Raw genomic sequence first — 20,220 nt, 5'->3', positions numbered from 1 at the left:
GGTGATGCTATTTATAAGGGCTAATACTTGAAAGACTAAAATCACTTTGCATAATAACTTGGCCATCAATGCCTTTAAGTTTTAATGAAATAGCAGGGTCGACTTGTTGCCAGTCTATGCTTAAATCACCATAGTTAACATTATGTGTGTAATTACCCACACGATGCTGGTTAGGGCTAACGTCTTTCCACTTTTCTGTCAGACCTGAGCTGGTCATTTCAATAAGCGGGTAATCAAGGTTATGTTGATACCTTGAAATCTCGCCCCAGTGAGTATCGCCACTAATAATAATCACACCATTTACTTGGTGTTTTTTAATTAGCGCAAATAAACGGTTTCGATCCTCAGGAAAATTTGCCCACGACTCCCAGCCGGTAAAATCTGGCAGTAACTGCAAGCTTGACGCTATTAGCTTTATTGCCGCTGGCTTTTTAAGCTCGGCTTCAAGCCATTGCCACTGTGCTTCCCCTAGCATTGATGCGCCTTTAACTTCAGTTGGACTGTACGGGCCTTGGTTATTTGCTTTACGCTTGGTGTAATACTCAATCTCGCTAACAGAATTAAGTGTGTCACGATTAAAGCGTAAATCTGGCATGATCACCTGCACGGTTTGCTCGCCTTCGCCATACATGTACGAGGTATAAATGCCGTCAGCACGGGTACGGCGTTTTGAGTTTGCCGGTTCTTGCCAAAAATCGAGCATGATTTGCCGCGATGCTTCTTTATGCGGATACTCTTTCCCCGCGTCATTTTGACCATAATCGTGATCATCCCACATAGCTATTATTGGTGTTTGTGCGCGTAGTGCTTTAAAGCCTGGCTTTGCCCCTAATCGTTGGTATTTATTTTTAAGCACAGTCATGTCGTTAGTATCGCCGTAGATGTTATCCCCTAAAAATATAAATAAATCACTCTGCTCTTTGTTAATGGCGTTAAATATAGGAATGTCTTTATCTTGATGTCCGCAAGAGCCAAATAATATTTTAGACGGCGCAGCCATTGCTCCACTGCTAATCACAATAGTCAGTGACAGTGCAAAATGCTTAAGGGTTTTTAGTAACTGTTTCATTTTAAAATCTCGTTAATAGCCGGTGCCACATTAGGGTTAATTATGTGTGGATTTTGCCCAAGTGCTTTTAAAACGGTGGCGGCAACTTGCGCTTGTTTAAGCTCGTTTTTAGTTTTAATTAAGCCGTTATTTTTAATTGCAGGGCCAATAGCTGCCAGCCAAATATGCTCAGAGCCAACTATGCCGTTAGGAAACACATCTGCGCCTAGGTTAAGCTCTAGCAATGCTCGACGAGAGCTGTGATGCTGCCAATCACTGGCATGACTTCCACGGCCATGATCAGTAGTAACGATCAGCGTCGTATTATTTTTATAACCTGCTGTGCTTTGAATGGTTTGCCACAAATCTTTTATAAATGCATCGCTTTGCTTAGCCGATTTTAAATAGGCGTCGTAATGCCCATCGTGAGCAAAGTCGTCAGTTTCTCCTAAACTAATAACCAGTAATTTAGGCTTTTTAGCCAGCATATACGCTTTAGCAAATCGATAGGTAAAACTATCAAGCCGCACATTGTGCCAAGGGCTAGGTATCTCTGTTTGTAGCGCATTAAGTAGCGCTGCGTCGGCAAATAAATCATCAGCAACGGGCATAAACCCCGCATTCACCTGCACCTTACTGCGCTGGGTATTTACAATGAAAGGAAACACATTCCAACTACCAAATAACGCGGTGCTGTTTTTAAATTCAGGCTGGGCATTTAAACGCTCTAAAATAGTTTTATTTGGGTTGAATACCTTGTCGTTATTGTTGATACTTTCATCCACTTCACCAGTAAGAATTTCGTTATACCCAGGATATGAAAAATACCACGGATTACTCACCGACATAGTTGAGCCTTTAGCCCTATCGCCAATAATAACGCCTTGTTTTGCAATGGTTTGAGTTAAAAATGGCATTAACAACTGTTGACGCTGTTGCGGGTTTTCATGCCAAAATTGGCTCTTTAAATGTGCTGGTTGCTTAACAAATTCTTTATTATTAATCAGCTTGCTATCGGCACCATTAAATACTTCTTGCCAGCGAACCCCATCTAAAGTTACCAACACCACATTTTGTGGTGCTGCCAAAACCGCCTGACTGTTAAGTAAAACCAAACCGATTATTAGTATTGTTACTATTGTTTGCATACACACCTCGTTTAATAAAAAGCCCATCAATGATGGGCTTAATTACGTTTATTACGTTTTAAAACGTGGCCGTTAACGTCACGGCTGCTGTGCGTGGGGCGCCAATAAAGTAAGTGCTTCCATTGCCTGTGCCGCCCGCTAGGTAGCTTTCATCAGTAATGTTGTAAACCACAAAAGCAATATCAATTGCTTTGAAGGGGCCAGCATTAACTTCGGCTGCGTAGCCTGCATTTAAATCAACCACGGTATAGCTATCTACATCGCCACGCTCGCCAGTGTATTTAGCCGATAAACCAAAGCGGAAATCACCGCTGTAATAATCGGTTGAAAGCACAAATAAATCATCTACTGAATCAATTACTTTGCCTCCTGCTTCAAAGCCTGGCGCATCGCCTTTGTATTCAGAACTATTATTGGTGTATGAGCTATATACATTCCACTCATTATTAAGCATATAACTTGCTGACAGCTCCAAACCTGTCGATTCAATACCGCCCACATTTAGGTACGAGCCGTTTGTGCCTATGGTGTAGTCTATACCACCGGTGTCGCTGCCTGGTGCTATAAAGGTGATACGGTTATCAAATTCAATTGAATAGGCCGTTGCCGTTAGCTTAAGTGCATTATTTTGATAGCGTACACCTAGATCAATATTTTCAGCGGTTTCTGGCTTAATAGCTGATAAGTCAGAGCTGTCGCGCTCAAGCACACCATCTTTAATGGCGGCAAAGTTTTCGCTATAGCTGGTAAATAACTCAGTATTACTATTTAGCTGATACAAAATGCCGCCACTAAATAGAAGGTCTGAATCACTGTTTACTTTAGCTGTTGTCGCATTTTGATAATGGTCATACTTTTCTATGTCTACTAAGTACTTTTTCACCCCTAGATTAAGGGTTAAGTCGCCAAATGCCATTGAGTCTTGGGCGTACCATTTGAGCGTATCGGTCTCAAAGGTGTTTTTATATTGCGTCCAATAAGGGGTGTTATCAAAATGATGATAAATACGCGCATCTATAACTTTATGCCAATCTCGTGACTCATCACGGTCGCTTTGCTCATACCAAAAACCGGCTTCAATATCGTGCATGCCAATGCTTGCTTGATAATTAGCAGTTACCCCTAAACGGTCTTTATTATAATGTGTATGACGATAAGACATAACTGGCGTTGCATCAGCATCGTAACATGCAGGATTAAGCTCAGGGCCTGACTCCCACGGCCAGTTTAAGCTAGCCGTACAACCTGCATTGGGAGCAAGTGGGTTACCATTACTATCTGTAAAGCCATAAGAGCCTGCGTTTGTACCACCCTCTGTGGTTGGGTTACCATTTTCATCTACAGGGGACGTTAAATAAGGAGGGATCCAATCACCTCGGCCTGAGTTTTTATGATAATAAGGGCTAATGGTTAACAATGAGGTGGGTGAAATCGCGTATTCAAACTTTAAATACCCTAGAGTGTTTTCACGCAGCGTGCCCCAACCTTCTGCAAACATTTGGTCAAAGTGCGGAACGCCTGCCCAGTTCCATGTTAGTTGATCCCAATCTGGAGTTTGTTCAAATTGTGCCAAGCTCACGCTGTTGTAATTCGTCTCGCTTACATCATCGTAAGATAAACGCCCTGTTATAGTTAACTCATCAAGGGTGGTGACAAATTTCGCTTCAGCGTGTTGGTTATCTTTCCCGCCATTGCTGCCCGAGCCAATCCAACGGCTAGTATCGGTTTGCGAATAACTCACATACGCTTGAGTATTATCAAAAATGGTGCCTGTTTCGTGTTTAACGTAATAGCGACTTGCGTCATGGCTGCCTGAGGTGTATGCAAAAGTGGTGCTTTTTTCAAAGCTAGGCGCTTTACTTACAAAGTTAAAAGTACCGCCTAGCGCCTCTAACGAGGCAGATTTAATATCTGAGGTGCCCTGACCTACTTCCACGGTGACAAGATTTTCGCTATCTAGGTAACGATTCGCTTTAGCACCACCGCCATAATTAGAGCCGCCATTAGGAATGCCGTCTATCGTCATACCTAATTGCTGTTGGTTTGAGTCAATACTAAAACCAGCATGGTAATAGTTGTTGACCAATCGTCGCCGCCAAATGCGTCGCCTTCGTTTATGCTAATACCTGGCAAGTTATCAATTACCGATAACACACTCGATACCGAGCTTTGTTGCTCAAGCATGGCAGGTTCAATAACGTTGTTTGCATAACTGGTTGGTTTTGCAGTAACGGTTACTTCTTCTATCACGTTATCGTTAGCATAAGCTGAAGTTGATACCGCCATGGCCACAGCCATGCTCAAAATCGATTTATTTTTTAAAGCGTACATTGTTGTCCCGTTTGATTCTAATTATAAAAGGTAATTATGAAAGCGGGCACAGTCTATTTTTTAAATATGACAACGAGGGGGAACTTTATTGACAGCAAGATTAAACAATTATGAGTAAATTATGGCAAATAAATGTATAAAAAAAGACACTCACGGTTGCCCATGAGTGCTATATTATTTTTTAAAAAATTAGCTGCTATTTCAATTCAGCTAGCATTTCATCACTGTAAGCTGTGACTTCTTCGCCGTTTTTAATTTTGCTAATGTAATCTGGGTTAGCTATAAGCGGGCGACCAATAGCAATTAAATCAAATTTATTGTCGTTAATCGCTTCTTTGGCAGTTTCAAAACTATAACTACCTACACCCACTAAGGTACTTGCATAACCAGCTCGTAAAAACTCAGAGGTTGATTTACCTTCTAGTGAATCAAAACGCATGCTGTCGTCAAAAATACCGCCGTGTAAATAAGCTAACTTGCGGTTTTCAAGCTCTGGTAATAAGTAGTCAAATACTGCTTTATCACGATTATCTTCGCTCATATTAAAGTAGGCACCTGGTGTTAAACGCATAGCGGTACGCTCATTGCCTACAACATCAATAACTGCATCGGTTACTTCCAGTGCAAAACGAGACATGTTTTCTGGTGTTTGCCCGTACTCGTCATCACGTTCATTTGCCGCATAATGTAAAAATTGATCAATTAAATAACCATTAGCACCGTGAATTTCTACGCCGTCAAAACCCGCTTCCATCGCATTTTCTGCGGCCTTAGCGTAGTCAGCCACTAAACCTTTAATGTCGTCTGTAGTTACAGGTTTTGGCGTAACATAAGTGAGCTCGCGCATACGCGGTACTGAACCTTCAACCCCTATTGCCGATGGCGCCAAAACATCACCACCAAAAAAGTGAGGGTGTGCTACACGGCCAACATGCCATAGTTGTGCAAACATTTTTCCGCCATTGGCATGTACTGCGTCAGTGACTTTTTTCCAACCTTGAATTTGTTCACTAGTGAAAAGCCCAGGGGTGTTTGGGTAACCTTGAGCATCAGCACGGATAATAATGGCTTCACTAATAATTAAGCCTACATCAGCACGACGAGCGTAGTAATCAACCATGGCTTGTGTGGGCACTAAATTGTCATCTGCCATACAGCGGGTCAATGGTGCCATAAGTACGCGGTTTTGCAGTTCAATGCTGTTATTTAATTTAAAAGGTGAAAGTAAGTCAATCGACATAATATTTATCCTTTGTTGAATGTACATTCAAGATAAGGTCACTTGAATGAATATTCAAGTATAATTTTGAAACTTTGTTTAAGATTGCGTAAACTCCACCTAGGCCTAAGAAAAATAAATTTATTCATTACTACTCTCTCCACTAAAAGAGTCATTATGAGAACTGCAGAATTTGATAAAGAGTTTGTACTGCGCCAAGCTATGGCCATGTTTATGCTTCATGGCTATGCAAAAACCAGTATGCAAAAACTGACTCAAGCCACCCATTTACATCCGGGTTCTTTGTATGGGGCATTTGGTAATAAAAAAGGCATTTTTTTAGCCGCTACGGAGCAATACCAAACCGATCGCAATACACAATTTACAGCGCTGTTTGAGCACAGTAATTGTATTTTAGATACGCTGAAACAATACCTTAATATCATTGTGCAAGAATGTATTGACGGCGAAGCAACTAAAGTGTGCTTGCTTACAAAAAGCATTAGCGAGGTAGAGGGTAACGATCCACAAATTTGCCACGTATTACGTACTAATTTAACGGCGTACGAGCATGCCTTTGCGCAGCAATTACAAAAAGCGATAGACAATAAAGAAATTACCAATGGGCGAAGTGCCATAGAACTAGCACGATTTTGTGTTATGGGTATTTATGGATTGCGCACTTACGCATTAACAAATCAAGACCCTGACGCACTAAACCAACTAGCCGACGAGCTGCTTGCAGCCATTAGCTAAACTTAATTTTAAAGTGCAGTATGTCGCTGCCTTTTGTATTCCCCCCCACAGTGAGAGAGAGCCAAAAAATGACCACTGACAATTTATCAAAGCAAGACGACGTAATTTTAGGCCTTGGCGCAAAAAAACGACTCGCATACATGTACGAAACTGTGCAACAGTTTAAGCAAGTGTGGATTTTAAACGATGACGACGGCTGCGTAATGCTCACTAACGAAGACGACGATTGCGTACCCGTATGGCCAACCCGTGAGTTTGCACAAGCATGGGCAACCGGTGAATGGGAAGGATGTACACCTAAAGCAATTCCAACAGCAGATTGGTTTAGCCGCTGGACGCCAGGCCTTGAAGAAGATGACTTACTAGTTGCCGTGTTCCCTACCGAAGAAGACGACGGCACAATTTTATTTCCTGATGAATTTCAAACGCAGTTGAATAAATCAATTAGAAAATATTAGGGCCTGTTAATCTTTTCGGATTAAAATTTGTTCAAGCTAGGGGCGATTTAATCGCGGCACAAGGGTTGTAACCTAGTAGGCTCGATAACTGCTCCTGCGTTATTCTACTGGCTTACATCCTAGTAAGAACAAGTCATAACCGAGCAAAACTTCCGCGTCCTGCACACGCCCCTTACCTACATCCATGTAGGCAACAAAGAATAAATAGCCCCTAGGCAGAACCCTTCGGGCAGCGCCTGTTTGGCATGGATACTGCGTTATCGCCTATTTATGGGGAATAAACCACATAGGCGCTGCCTTGCCTAAATACCAAACAGACTGCTGCAAATCCAACCTTGAAAGGTCAACAGACCCTAACCTCTAAAATAGTGACCATTTTAAATAGGTTTGTTATAAGCATGAAATGAAAAGTTTTTTACCAAAAAGTTATAAAGCATCTATTATTGTGTTGTAACTTACTCTTATAAAAATCGATTTGGGTGGACATTAATTCCAGCCCTGTTAAAAATCGAATTATGTAATCTATAATCAGGTAAATTTAATAAAAAATATAACGTTTATTTTCCGTGTTTAAATTGGGGTCTACATGCTGTTCAATTCAAAATATAAAAACAAAATTAACGAGTTAAATAACGAGTTAATGCAATTAAAAAAAGCCAATGAAAAACTTGAGGAGCAATTATTAGCAGTAAACAGCGAGAAATCACAACTAAACGACAATGAAATAGCAAACGATACGGCATTTGTAAAACAGCGTGAATTAAATACCTTATCATTGCAGTCATCTGATTTAATTAGTGATATCAGAGAAAGCTTAGCCTCAACTTCACATAAACTAATCAATGATATTACGTCATTTAAGTCATCCCAAAAATTACTTGATACAATTTTAGATATGTTAGCAACGACTTCATCATCAACACATAATATCTCAAGAGATACAAAGTCCGCCTCTAAATCCGTTAAAGAATTGCAGTCAGTAACAATCGGCATTAATGATTTTGTAAACATAATTAAAGGGATTTCTGATCAAACAAATTTACTCGCACTTAATGCAGCCATTGAGGCAGCAAGAGCGGGAGAGCAAGGGCGAGGGTTTGCAGTCGTCGCAGATGAAGTGAGAACGCTTGCTCAACGCTCTTCTGAGGCATCTAACGAGATATCTAATTTAATAGATAAGGTTAATGAGCAAATGCAAAGCGTTGTAACTAACATTACTAACGTTAGCGAAGAAAGTGATGGCATTGCAAATAGCTCATTAGAAATTGATACTACTGCTAAAAAGGTGGTTGAACTATCACAAAATATGTATAGCGTTATTGTTAATTCAAGTGCGGATGCATTTATTCAAACAGTAAAAATGGACCATATTGTATGGAAATACGATATTTATAAAGTCATTTTAGGTCAATCAAACAAGACGGCAGAAGACTTTTCTGATCATACCATGTGCCGTTTAGGTCAATGGTACTATCAAGGTGAAGGTGCATTAAAATATTCAAGCATTAACGACTTCAAAGCATTAGAGAAACCACATGCAGATGTCCACAAAAATGGCTTTGCTGCTCTAGAAGCATTCCAATTAGGCGATCTCAATACTGCTGTTGAAAAAGTATCTCTTATGGAGCAAGCAAGCTTTAAAGTAGTCGATATACTTAGCGCGTTATCAGATAAAATTATGGAGCATAACTTTAAATAAAATAGTCATAAGTATCTCCTTTTGCATAGCGATTTATAATCATTCATCGCTATGAATATCAAATTCATGTAAATCAATCAGAAACTAATCACACGTCTACACGAGCGTAAACCTTAAAGAGTATTTTTGTCATAAATATTGCTCAATAGCCAAACTAGATAAATTATTAACCCTTTAATTAATCATTAACTATATTTTTATAATAACAGCTCACCGTTTAGTGATTAAAGTTAGTAACTATAAAGCAAGAATACGCTAAAGCGGTCATAGCAATAATTATTCTGTTAAAAATGCAGTACAATTTTTACCGGTAACTAACTTAGGTATTACATGCGGTACACTTTCAATTTTATATGTTGTTTACTATTTCAAACCATTAGTTTTAATGCTTTTGCTGTAGCATTAAATCAAAATGACAGCTTACAACTAAAGTTAGCTATGTGGCATCAAGTAGATTTAGCTAAACCAACCCAAGGTGAGCAACTCATTAATGCTTATAACAATGTAAGTACTCCCGTCACTTCGCTGTATAGTGCCCATGGCAGTGCAATAGCAAAAATCAGTTTAACCACAGAGAGCGCAGGTCGCTGGTATATAATCCCCCAAATTAATTATTTAGATAGTGGCGTTGCTTTTTATCAAGATACTAGTGGGATCAGAAAAGTCGCTGATTTTTCGCAAGATAGTGCCAGCCCATCAGCCATTGTAATGCACAGCCGAGCTTTTGAATTACAACTAGAAGCTAATTCACACGGTGTTTTATGGCTTTATGTTAATGCTAAACACTTTGCTAAACCTGTCAGCATTAATGTTATTCCTCAATCTAGGTTTATTAAACTTCAGTTTTATATCAATTCATTAAGCTTAGTGTCTATTACTATAATGCTGACCTTGGCTTGCATGGCCTTGATCATGTTTTTTAAAACACGGCATCGCGTGGCATTATTTTGTGCAGGTTATATAGGATTACACGGCATTGGTTGGGCATTCGCCGCGGGGGTAGTTGCGTTACTTTTTAATTACCACGCAATTAACACCCATTACTTTGGCATGTATATTTTTGCCTTTGCTATTGCTTGTGCCAGTTCATTTGCCTATTACTTATTTAACTTTGACCAACATACCCGCACTGGTATTAGCCGATTTTTAAAATACTTCTCCATAACCGCACTTGCCTGTGGTTTTTTAAACCCCTTTTTACCCTTTCATTGGGTGTTTTATTTAGCTCATTTCCTTGCTGCCATTTGGGTGTATTTAAGCTTAAAACTGGGCTTTACAATGCTGGGGATGAAAGACTTTAGAGCGAAATATTTTTTAACTGGCAACCTTGTTTATAGCTTGTCCTTAGTTATTTTTATTTTATCGCACCTAAATTTAATAGAAATAAGTTCACCTGAATTATGGGTACTTATTGCTCTTGCCATTGATTGTATCTGTATTTTACTTTCTTTATCTGAATGGCTAAAAATAAAGCAAAATAATTTTATAAAAGCGCTAGAGCTATCACGCATAGACCCACTCACCAAAGTAGGAAACCGGCTGCAATTACAAGAAAAGCTCGATAACTTAGATAATTTTTATCTCATTGTGTTTATAGATTGCGACAATATTAAAAGCGTTAACGATCACCTAGGTCATGCTCACGGTGACAAGCTACTCATTGAGGTTACGCGGTTAATACAAAATGCGTTAGCCGACAAAGGCGAGGTATGCAGAACCGGCGGTGATGAGTTTATTTGTGTGTGTAACGTTCAGTCAGCACAACAGCTCGCCCAACTCACCCTGAGCATCAACGAGTCGTTAAACTATATTCATCAACAAGTTCAAAAACATTGGCCGTTATCAGGCGTGAGCTATGGCTTAGCAAGTAGTGAGGAATGTAATGACTACAAAGCCTGCTTAACCTTAGCCGACCAACGAATGTATACATTAAAACATCAGCGTAAAAACAAACGCCAAGTACAAAGCCAACACGCTTAACTTTATTACAGACACAAAAAAGGACGCCTTGAGGCGTCCTGATATTGAATAATGGTGGAGAGAGAGGGATTCGAACCCTCGTTAGGGATTAACCTAAACACACTTTCCAGGCGTGCGCCTTCAGCCACTCAGCCATCTCTCCACAATGTTGCTTTGCAACAGCGCGCTATAGTATGAAATACACTTGCTTGGTGCAAGGCCTTTTTAACATCATGCTTTTAACTGCTCAATAATCAAACTAACTACTCATAAGCAAATAAAAAGGCGATACCTGAGTATCGCCTTTATCTAATGCATTATATTGCTATTTATTATTTTGCCATATTGGCTGTAAAGTCTAGCATGCGATTTAATGATTTAAGTGCGCCTTCACGCAAATCCATATCAACAAACACTTCTTTACCGCTGGCATCAATCAGTGCTTCCTCAATCGCTTGTAAGCCGTTCATTGCCATCCAAGGGCAGTGAGCGCAAGTTTTACATGTAGCGCCGCTACCAGCCGTTGGCGCTTCAAAAAACTCTTTATCTGGGCATAGTTGCTGCATTTTATAAAAAATACCGCGATCGGTTGCCACAATAAACTTTTTATTCGGCATAGTTTGCGCTGCTTTAATGAGCTGGCTAGTAGAGCCAACAGCATCAGCAAGTTCAACAATTTCAGCCGGTGATTCTGGATGCACCAATACACCCGCATCGGGATGCAAGACTTTAAAGCCTTTTAGCGCTTTGGTTTTAAATTCATCATGTACGATACATGCGCCGTTCCACATGATCATATCGGCGCCAGTATTCTTTTGAATATAACTGCCTAAATGCTTATCTGGGCCCCAAATGATTTTTTCGCCTTGCTCATCTAAGTACTCCACTATTTCAAGTGCACACGATGAGGTAACTATCCAATCAGCACGCGCTTTAACCGCGGTAGAGGTGTTAGCATACACTACCACTTTACGGTCTGGGTGTTGATCACAAAACGCTGAAAACTCATCCACTGGGCAACCAATATCTAATGAACAAGTCGCTTCAAGTGTTGGCATAACCACGGTTTTGTTAGGGGTTAGAATTTTAGCAGTCTCACCCATAAAACGTACACCCGCGACGATGATCATGTCGGCTTCATGGCGAGCGCCAAAACGCGCCATTTCGAGTGAATCGGCTACACAGCCGCCCGTTTCTTCAGCAAGCGCTTGAATTTCAGGATCAGTGTAATAATGAGCAACAAGTACCGCGTTTTTCTCTTGCAGTAATTGTTTTATACGCGCTTTATATTCGCCTTTTTCGTCTTGTGTTAACGGTGCCGGCTTAGGAGGGAAAATATAACCTTCAGGCATAATAGTTTGAGCTAAACTCATGTTCTCGACCACTTTATTTACAGTGCAATTAATAGCGCAAATTATACGAGAAACGAACGGTAAATAATAGCAATCTAGTCAGGCAGTTTATAAATAAAAATAAGGGAGATACTAAGAAATATATTATACGGAGAAAGTGTACCAGAAGTGGTGGGTCATGATGGACTTGAACCATCGACCAATGGATTAAAAGTCCACTGCTCTACCAACTGAGCTAATGACCCGCTCTGGTTTACTTATAAAAAGTAAGGCTGCGTAAATCCGCCGATTATAACCATTCAATAAAGAATGGTGGGTCATGATGGACTTGAACCATCGACCAATGGATTAAAAGTCCACTGCTCTACCAACTGAGCTAATGACCCGCTCTGGTTTACTTATAAAAAGTAAGATTGCGTAAATCCGCCGATTATAGCCATTCAGTAAAGAATGGTGGGTCATGATGGACTTGAACCATCGACCAATGGATTAAAAGTCCACTGCTCTACCAACTGAGCTAATGACCCGCTCTGGTTTACTTATAAAAAGTAAGGTTGCGTAAATCCGCCGATTATAACCATTCCATAAAGAATGGTGGGTCATGATGGACTTGAACCATCGACCAATGGATTAAAAGTCCACTGCTCTACCAACTGAGCTAATGACCCGCTCTGTGTGTTTGTTAACACTTTACGTAAATCCGCCGATTAAAGACCAAACTTTATTAACAATAAAGAATGGTGGGTCATGATGGACTTGAACCATCGACCAATGGATTAAAAGTCCACTGCTCTACCAACTGAGCTAATGACCCGCTCTTTTTGTCGCATTTCGAGTGGGGTTACCATTCGTTTGCTGCGGGCGCTTATAATACTTATTTATAAAATGAGTGCAACCGAAATTGTCTCTTTTTTTAAGTTTTTATGTCTAGTTGAGCAAATTTAGACCGCTTATGACAAAAAGCAGTCTAATCAAGCATCAACATTTATTTTGATAAGCGATCTGTGGCTAGTTTAGCAGCAGTTGTACTTGGGTACTGATTGATTAGCTCATTCAGTATTTTTTGCGCTTCAGCCTTTAACCCTTGCTCTTGTAAAAGTGTACCAAGCTTTAACATTGCATCTGGGCGCTTATTTGAGTTTGGAAATTCGTTAACAACTACTTTGAAATGCTCGGCTGCTTTTACACCGTCATTTTTAATCGTTAATAATTGCCCAAGCCAATAATGTGCGTTTGAGGTGTACACTGAATTTGGATACGTTGTTAAGAACGCTTGAAATTCTGGAATAGCTTGGTCATAGCGCTTATCTTTCATTATAAGCGCAACAGCACGCTCGTACGCTTCGTTTTCAGATAAATCACTGCTGTAGCTCTGATCGCTACCTGGTTGCGTGTAGTCTGTTGTAGGCGCTGGAGTAGCCGGCTTAGCATATGCTTGGCTAACACGGTTTTCTATTTCTTGATAAAGCTCGCGCTGGCGCTGCAATACCTTTTCAAGTTTATAGCTTTGCTCTTCGGTAACACCGCGAATTTGACTCACTTCATCTTGCAGTAAGTTAAGCTGTTGTTGTAACTCTACTTGTAAGAAATTACGCTGTTGCATCATCTTTTCAAGCGTTTCTAAACGCTTTTCAATGCTCGACTGTGAACTTGCAGCTTCTGAAACAGGAGCGGGAGCAGCCATTAACTGGGTGCTCCCGCTCAATATCATGGCTGCCAAAATAATTTTCGGCTTCATAATATCTCTTATCTTAGTAAACTAGTACCGCACGGCGGTTTTTAGCGAAAGCTTCTTCAGTGCGAGATTTAACCATTGGCTTCTCTTCACCGTAGCTAACTACTGACATTTGGCTTGCAGAAACACCTAAGCTTTGTAGGTATTTTTCAACTGCTTGTCCACGGTGCTCACCAAGTGCAATGTTGTACTCTGGCGTACCGCGCTCATCTGCGTGGCCTTCGATTAATACTTTAACAGAAGGATTTTTAACTAAAAACTCAGCGTGTGCACGAAGTAGCTCGCCGTATTGACCTTGAATCGTTGCAGTGTCAAAACCAAAGTAAATGATTTGCTCTTGACGAAGCGCTTCGTACTTTTGACGAAGTTGCTCTTCAGCTTGTTGCTCTGGCGTCATTGTTGCTACTTCAACTGTATCAGTTGTTGTTTGCTCAACAGTTGCTTGGTTAGACTGGTTGGCTGCATTTTCATCGATATCTGAAGATGAGCTACAAGCTGCTAGTGTCATTACTGGCACAGCAATTAGCAGGCCTTTAAGTATTTTGTTAAGTTGCATTGAGTAGATTCCTATTTTGAGTAAACCAGCAATTATTACTGTAAATATGGCGACCAAGCCGGTGCCTTCACTTGTCCATCAAGCACAGGTAAGCGTGCTTTAAAACGGCCGTCCATCGATACTAGCGCAAGTACCTGTTTATTATTATGGAGCGTGCTGTATATAATCATCGAGCCATTTGGCGCTATGCTCGGCGATTCATCAAGGCGAGTTCGAGTTAAAACTTGGAACGCACCTGTAGCCAACTCTTTCTTAGCAAGATGATACTGTCCGTTAGTACGGTTTACCATCACTAATTCTTTCCCGTCTGGTGAAATAGAACCCGCTAGGTTCATGTCACCGTCAAAGGTTAATCTTTGAGATCTGCCAGTTTTTAAATTTAACTTATAAATCTGAGCATTACCACCCCTTTCCGACGTAAATACTATATCTTGACCATTTGGGTACCACGAAGGTTCGGTATCTATACTACGATGACGTGTTAATCGGGTCTCTTTACGCGTTAGTAAGTCTAATAAGTAAACCTCAGTTGCACCAGTTTTATCTTTTGATAGCACTAACAGTAGCTTTTTACCGTCTGGCGAGAACTGCGGCGCACCGTTAATTCCTTTATAGCTGGTGATCAGTTCACGTTTACCGGTATAAATGTCTTGAATAAAAATTTGGCTCTGGCGATTTTCAAACGTTACGTACGCTAATTTAGTACCATCAGGCGACCATACTGGCGACATTAATGGCTCTTTTGAGCGCAATAACACTTGTTCATTAAAGCCATCGTAGTCAGCAACCACTAACTGATAAGGCTTTTCGTCAGTATCACGAACAATAACATAGGCTATTTTAGTTAAAAACGCGCCCTTTTCACCGGTTAGTTTTTCATAAATTACATCACTGATGCGGTGTGAGTAACGGCGAAAGCCGGTTTCACCGATCACGCTTTGGCGCGCTTCTAAGATATGGTCTTGGCTTTGAACCAGCTTACCGTTGCTCATCATTTGTGTTTCACCGCCAGTGATTTGGCCGCGAATAACATCAACCAACTCATAACGCACTAAATAGCGTCCATTGGTTTGCTGCTCTACTTCACCAACCAATACAGCTTCTACACCTTGATTTACCCAAGCACCGTAATCAATATCAGCATCTTTGTGAGGTTGTTGTGGCATTTGAGACACACTCACAGGTTTAAACTTACCGCTGCGCATTAAATCGGCAGCAATTACATCACTTAGCTGCTGTGGAATAGGACCAATACCTTGGTATTTAAATGGCACAATCGCAATCGGTCTTGCGCCGTCAATACCTTCAGTAATAACAATTTCAAGTGCCGCATGTGCAACACCCTGAAACCCTAATATTAAAACTAAACAGGCTATTTTAATTTTGTTAAACATGTCATCCCTTAAAACTCTGGCGCGATGGTTATATTAATATTCTTTAGTTGCTCGAATACGTCTTTATCTTTAGATACCGGTAATGTGTCGGCCATGCGAACAGCTCTTAATGCAGCCTCACACACTAACTTATCACCGCCTAACGATTTAACTTGTGTTACCAGCCCATTAAACCCAAGACGGATATTAATGCGGCATTGCTGGTTTTTCATTTTTTCATCAATTAATAAGTTTTGTTGAATACGCGCCATAATTAATGCGCGGAATTTATCAACTTCACTCACTACTTGCTGTTGACGTATTTTATTACGTGCCGCCTGCTCTTTGGCAAGTTGCTCTTGCAGCATTTGTTCTTGCAATGCTTGCTGACGTTTACGTTCTGCTTCTTCAGCGCGCTTTTTACGCTCTTGTTCGGCTTTTTTAAGTGCCGCTTCTTCCGCTTTGCGTTTATCTGCAGCCGCTTTTGCTGCGTTTTCAGCTTCTTGCTTTTGCTTTTCGGCTTGCTTCGCTTTTGCTCGCTCGCGTTGTTCTATTTCACGGGCTTTTTTAGCTTGTGCTTGCGCCTCTGCGGTTTCTTTTTCTTTCGCTTTGCGCTGCTGTTCAAGCTTTTTAATGCGTCTTGCTTCAGCTTCACGCTGTTTACGTGCATCGGCAGCTCTGCGTTCTAAATCTCGAATGCGTTTATCTTCAGCACGCTTTTTATCATCTTCTTTCTTTTTAAGCTCAGCTATTTTTTGCTCAACTTGCTTTTGATCAACCGTAACCGCTGAAACCGCTTTCTCTGGTTCAGGAATAGCCGCATTAAGCGTCACTTCCATTACTTTAGGTTTAGGAGGATGAATGTTTGCTGATGCATACAAAAACCCGCCTAACGCTAAATGCAGCAATACTGATTTAATTAATGAACTACTCATACAGTTACTTGGTCCCCTCAAAGGATTCGGTCATTAATCCTACCGACGGTACACCTGCATTTTTTAAAAAGTCCATTAACAGTAACACTTCCTGATACGACACTTTACCCGAGCCTTTGATCATCACAGGCACATCTGGGTTTTTCATTAGTTGTAGCTTAATTACTGCGGCTACATCTAATGCTTCCATCGGCTCCTCAGGATCGGTACCGACACTCACATAATACTTACCATCGGCATCAATAGAAGCAATAATGGGTGGCGTGTCTTTCGTATCGACTAAGTCCGACTCTTCCATTTTTGGCAGGTCTACTTTTACACCATGAGTAATTAACGGCGCAGTGGCCATAAATATAATAAGCAGCACCAACATTACATCAATGTATGGTACTACATTAATTTCTGCGACTGGGCGACGCTTTTTACGCTGGTACATTCGCTTGAGCCTCTATTTGGGTAGCTGCTTGACGGTGTAAGATATTGGCAAATTCTTCCATAAAGTTAATATAGTGAGATTCTAACTTTTCAACTTTGTTAGCAAAGCGGTTGTAAGCAATAACGGCTGGAATTGCCGCAAATAAACCCATTGCTGTAGCAATTAGTGCCTCTGCTATACCAGGAGCAACCATTTGTAAGGTCGCTTGCTTTACCTCACCTAAGGCAATAAAGGCATTCATAATACCCCACACCGTACCAAATAAGCCGATGTAAGGGCTAATTGAACCGACCGTTGCTAAAAACGATAGGCTTGATTCTAGTTTTTCTATTTCGCGAGAAAGCGCAACCCGCATTGAACGGTGTGTGCCTTCCATTACAATGCCCGCACTTTGAAAAGTATTTTTTTTATGACGTGCAAACTCTTTAAAGCCTGAGGTAAATAACGCCTCAATACCAGCAGACTGGCCACCGCGAGAAGAGATTTCGTTATATAGTTTACTTAGGTCAACACCAGACCAAAAACGTTGCTCAAATTTTTTGGCATTTGCTAAGGCGTCAGAGATAGCTTTTTTACGTTGAAAAATAATAGCCCATGACATAACCGACATAGCAACCAACGCTAGCATTACTAATTGCACAAGCAAACTGGCTTCTAGAATTAGATCTAAAAAATTAAGCCCTGATCCCACGTTAAACTCCTAAATAATTAAAAACATCAAATTGATTTATTTGAGTAAGGTAACTTAGCAATACATTAGCCACCATTAAAGTTTTGCTAGTGTATCTAGTGTATTTACTGCTGACAACGATATTGCTGTGAATAGACAACAAAAAACGTTAAAAAAAACAGCTTTACTCAATATTTACTACTTAACTCTTGCTCTACTGTATAAATAAATAACAACAAAGCTTTATGGAAGCGCGCTTAGTTTCACTAAAGAGTGACAAAATGCGCTGTTTATTCAAAATTAATGCATAAGCACTCATAACCAGCACATACTTACCTTAACGTAATAGTAAAACTAATACCGAACGTTAATATGTTAATATACATAAACAAAGCATTTCATTAACTTATAGAATTAATGATTAATTAACATGCAACAATAAGCAAAAACAAAAAACCGCTGCTATTAGTTTTTTTAATCTGAAAATATAAATTTTCTAGTTTGAACAAATTGTGTCGCTTCGGTATTATTCTCCCATACCGAGCTAGCGCATTAAATGAAAGCTATTTCATTGAATCCAGTTCTTCGTAATATGATTTATTTCGTATTACTTTTTTACTTCTTGGGGTATGACCTCAACAAGTAAAACGTAGTTCCCTAGATTACTTCCTTAAACTTGTTGTTTGCCCGCATTATTTGCGGGCTTTTTTTTGCCCACAATTTATCAAACCATCTCAACTCGGGCTAAATAAGCAGTCGAACAATAGCCTGACATGTCTTAACGCTCTGTGAATTATTGGCAAAGTAAAATATGTAATGTTTGCTCATACAAAAAAGCCACTGTCGTTAAAAAGACAATGGCTTTAGTATTTAACCTAAACTCTGGATAATATATCTATCTCAAGCAGCTAATTAGTCTTGCTTGGGAAGTAAACCAAAATGATGATACGCATTATCCGACACAATTCGTCCTCGCGGCGTGCGCTGAATAAAACCTTGTTGAATTAAAAACGGTTCAATCACATCTTCTATGGTTTCTTTTTCTTCGCCTATGGCAGCCGCTAGGTTGTCAAGGCCAACCGGGCCACCCATAAATTTTTCAATAATGGCGAGTAAATATTTGCGGTCCATGTAATCAAAGCCGCTTTTATCAACATCAATCATATCGAGGGCTTGCTGAGCTACCTCGGCATTAACTGTACCATCTGATTTAACTTGGGTGTAATCGCGCACACGGCGCAATAAACGGTTTGCAATACGTGGTGTGCCACGAGAGCGCTTGGCAATTTCTGCCGCGCCATCGTCACACATTTCTAAATCAAGGTAATGCGCTGAGCGCCCCACTATATGCGACAAATCCTCAACAGAATAAAACTCTAAACGCTGTACAATACCAAAGCGGTCACGCAGTGGTGAGGTTAATGAGCCCGCACGCGTGGTTGCGCCAATTAAGGTAAATGCAGGTAAATCAAGCTTAATAGAGCGTGCTGCAGGCCCCTCACCTATCATTATATCGAGCTGGTAATCTTCCATTGCAGGGTAAAGTATTTCTTCTACTTGTGGGCTTAAGCGGTGAATTTCATCAATAAACAGTACATCACCTTCTTCAAGATTAGTAAGCAATGCAGCTAAATCGCCGGCTTTTTCAAGCACAGGGCCAGAGGTGGTTTTAATGTTTACATTTAATTCGTTGGCTACAATATTAGCAAGCGTGGTTTTACCTAAGCCTGGCGGGCCAAATATTAATAAATGATCCAACGCTTCACTGCGGCTACGCGCAGCTTCAATAAATATTTCCATTTGTTGCTTAACATGCGGCTGACCACGATAATCGGCCAGTAACTTAGGCCTAATAGCACGATCTATGGTGTCTTCATTGGTTTTTTCAGCAGCATCTATTAAGCGATCAGCTTCGATCATAATTTACTCACAGCATTGATTTCAAAGATTCTTTAATTAGAACCTCAGTCGACATATCGGGTTTGCTTACTGATTTTACTGCTTTTTGCGCTTGTGGCAATTTATAACCGAGCGCCACTAACGCCGAAACCGCATCATCGGCCGCATTATTAGCTATAGTTGCATCGCTCGCAGGCTCTATTACGGCGCTGTCGCTAAATGGGGTAAATAAGTCGTTGCCCCAATTCTTTAATCGGTCTTTCATTTCGAGCACTAAGCGCTCGGCGGTTTTTTTACCTACCCCTGGCAGTTTAACCAAGGCGGTAGCGTCTTCATTATTTACGCAACTTACAAACTGCTGCGCCGACATACCCGACAAAATAGCTAAACCCAATTTAGGTCCTACGCCATTGGCTTTTAACAGCTCTCGAAATAAGGCTCGTTCGGTTTTATTATTAAAGCCAAACAATAACTGTGCGTCTTCGCGTACTACAAAGTGAGTGTACACAATGGCGTTGTCGCCCTCTTTGGGTAAATCATAAAAACAGGTCATTGGCATTTGTACTTCGTAGCCAACGCCACTCACTTCTAATAATATTTCTGGGGGCTGTTTTTCAACTAACACGCCGTTTAAGCGACCTATCAT

16 protein-coding genes, 6 tRNA genes and 1 pseudogene are annotated in these 20,220 nt (G+C 40.6%); 4 read left to right on the top strand and 19 right to left on the bottom strand.

What is annotated here, in order from left to right; all coding sequences use genetic code 11:
• Nucleotides 1-7: 7 nt before the first annotated feature.
• From P3J6_RS10620 to P3J6_RS10605, 4 genes and pseudogenes are all read right to left on the bottom strand, one after another.
• Nucleotides 8-1,069 carry an alkaline phosphatase D family protein gene (locus tag P3J6_RS10620; RefSeq protein WP_198522976.1) on the bottom strand — a complete coding sequence of 354 codons (1,062 nt, stop codon included), beginning with the start codon at nucleotides 1,067-1,069 and terminating at the stop codon, nucleotides 8-10.
• Nucleotides 1,066-2,196 carry an alkaline phosphatase family protein gene (locus P3J6_RS10615; RefSeq protein ID WP_198522975.1) on the bottom strand — a complete coding sequence of 377 codons (1,131 nt, stop codon included), beginning with the start codon at nucleotides 2,194-2,196 and terminating at the stop codon, nucleotides 1,066-1,068. The genes P3J6_RS10620 and P3J6_RS10615 overlap by 4 nt, the downstream gene beginning before the upstream one ends.
• 58 nt (nucleotides 2,197-2,254) lie before the next feature.
• Nucleotides 2,255-4,527: pseudogene (locus tag P3J6_RS10610) on the bottom strand (TonB-dependent receptor domain-containing protein).
• A gap of 196 nt (nucleotides 4,528-4,723) precedes the next feature.
• Nucleotides 4,724-5,767, bottom strand: a complete 1,044-nt coding sequence (locus P3J6_RS10605; protein ID WP_138609066.1) for an alkene reductase — start codon at nucleotides 5,765-5,767, stop codon at nucleotides 4,724-4,726.
• 156 nt (nucleotides 5,768-5,923) lie between these two features.
• Here P3J6_RS10605 and P3J6_RS10600 point away from each other — a divergent pair, with 156 nt between their 5' ends.
• From P3J6_RS10600 to P3J6_RS10585, 4 genes are all read left to right on the top strand, one after another.
• Nucleotides 5,924-6,502, top strand: a complete 579-nt coding sequence (locus P3J6_RS10600) for a TetR/AcrR family transcriptional regulator (RefSeq protein WP_008109773.1) — start codon at nucleotides 5,924-5,926, stop codon at nucleotides 6,500-6,502.
• 68 nt (nucleotides 6,503-6,570) lie between these two features.
• Nucleotides 6,571-6,960, top strand: coding sequence for a DUF2750 domain-containing protein (locus P3J6_RS10595; RefSeq protein WP_138609064.1), 390 nt, complete (start codon nucleotides 6,571-6,573; stop codon nucleotides 6,958-6,960).
• Nucleotides 6,961-7,546: 586 nt separating this feature from the next.
• Entirely contained in the window at nucleotides 7,547-8,659 is a 1,113-nt protein-coding gene (locus tag P3J6_RS10590; RefSeq protein ID WP_198522974.1) for a methyl-accepting chemotaxis protein, read from the top strand.
• Nucleotides 8,660-8,989: 330 nt separating this feature from the next.
• Entirely contained in the window at nucleotides 8,990-10,639 is a 1,650-nt protein-coding gene (locus tag P3J6_RS10585; protein WP_198522973.1) for a GGDEF domain-containing protein, read from the top strand.
• A 52-nt stretch (nucleotides 10,640-10,691) separates the two neighbouring features.
• Here P3J6_RS10585 and P3J6_RS10580 read toward each other — a convergent pair.
• The 15 genes from P3J6_RS10580 to ruvA form a co-directional block, all read right to left on the bottom strand.
• A tRNA-Ser gene (locus tag P3J6_RS10580) sits at nucleotides 10,692-10,781 on the bottom strand.
• A gap of 169 nt (nucleotides 10,782-10,950) precedes the next feature.
• Nucleotides 10,951-11,991: a quinolinate synthase NadA gene (gene nadA, locus P3J6_RS10575; protein WP_198522972.1), complete on the bottom strand. Its 1,041-nt coding sequence runs from the start codon at nucleotides 11,989-11,991 to the stop codon at nucleotides 10,951-10,953.
• A gap of 148 nt (nucleotides 11,992-12,139) precedes the next feature.
• Nucleotides 12,140-12,215 (bottom strand) — tRNA-Lys (locus P3J6_RS10570).
• Nucleotides 12,216-12,280: 65 nt separating this feature from the next.
• A tRNA-Lys gene (locus tag P3J6_RS10565) sits at nucleotides 12,281-12,356 on the bottom strand.
• A 65-nt stretch (nucleotides 12,357-12,421) separates the two neighbouring features.
• Nucleotides 12,422-12,497, bottom strand: a tRNA-Lys gene (locus tag P3J6_RS10560).
• A 65-nt stretch (nucleotides 12,498-12,562) separates the two neighbouring features.
• A tRNA-Lys gene (locus P3J6_RS10555) sits at nucleotides 12,563-12,638 on the bottom strand.
• A gap of 70 nt (nucleotides 12,639-12,708) precedes the next feature.
• A tRNA-Lys gene (locus tag P3J6_RS10550) sits at nucleotides 12,709-12,784 on the bottom strand.
• Between the two features lie 171 nt (nucleotides 12,785-12,955).
• Entirely contained in the window at nucleotides 12,956-13,708 is a 753-nt protein-coding gene (gene ybgF / locus P3J6_RS10545; RefSeq protein ID WP_138608876.1) for a tol-pal system protein YbgF, read from the bottom strand.
• Between the two features lie 13 nt (nucleotides 13,709-13,721).
• The gene (gene pal / locus P3J6_RS10540) at nucleotides 13,722-14,261 is read right to left on the bottom strand and encodes a peptidoglycan-associated lipoprotein Pal (RefSeq protein ID WP_138608874.1); all 540 of its coding nucleotides are present in this window, start codon (nucleotides 14,259-14,261) and stop codon (nucleotides 13,722-13,724) included.
• A gap of 35 nt (nucleotides 14,262-14,296) precedes the next feature.
• The gene (gene tolB / locus P3J6_RS10535) at nucleotides 14,297-15,655 is read right to left on the bottom strand and encodes a Tol-Pal system beta propeller repeat protein TolB (RefSeq protein ID WP_075169407.1); all 1,359 of its coding nucleotides are present in this window, start codon (nucleotides 15,653-15,655) and stop codon (nucleotides 14,297-14,299) included.
• Nucleotides 15,656-15,663: 8 nt separating this feature from the next.
• Nucleotides 15,664-16,569, bottom strand: a complete 906-nt coding sequence (gene tolA, locus P3J6_RS10530; protein ID WP_138608872.1) for a cell envelope integrity protein TolA — start codon at nucleotides 16,567-16,569, stop codon at nucleotides 15,664-15,666.
• A 4-nt stretch (nucleotides 16,570-16,573) separates the two neighbouring features.
• A complete protein-coding gene (gene tolR, locus P3J6_RS10525; protein WP_008114139.1) occupies nucleotides 16,574-17,005 on the bottom strand; it encodes a protein TolR in 432 nt (143 codons plus the stop codon).
• Nucleotides 16,992-17,696, bottom strand: a complete 705-nt coding sequence (tolQ, locus tag P3J6_RS10520; protein ID WP_008114137.1) for a protein TolQ — start codon at nucleotides 17,694-17,696, stop codon at nucleotides 16,992-16,994. Before tolQ ends, tolR begins: the two co-directional genes overlap by 14 nt.
• 891 nt (nucleotides 17,697-18,587) lie before the next feature.
• Nucleotides 18,588-19,595 carry a Holliday junction branch migration DNA helicase RuvB gene (ruvB, locus tag P3J6_RS10515; RefSeq protein ID WP_075169409.1) on the bottom strand — a complete coding sequence of 336 codons (1,008 nt, stop codon included), beginning with the start codon at nucleotides 19,593-19,595 and terminating at the stop codon, nucleotides 18,588-18,590.
• A 7-nt stretch (nucleotides 19,596-19,602) separates the two neighbouring features.
• Nucleotides 19,603-20,220 (bottom strand): Holliday junction branch migration protein RuvA, encoded by a 618-nt coding sequence (gene ruvA, locus P3J6_RS10510; RefSeq protein ID WP_198522971.1) that lies wholly within the window; start codon nucleotides 20,218-20,220, stop codon nucleotides 19,603-19,605.

This window comes from Pseudoalteromonas sp. 3J6 (assembly GCF_903995135.1).
GTDB lineage: Bacteria > Pseudomonadota > Gammaproteobacteria > Enterobacterales > Alteromonadaceae > Pseudoalteromonas.
This window is presented reverse-complemented; position numbering and strand designations above follow the sequence as displayed.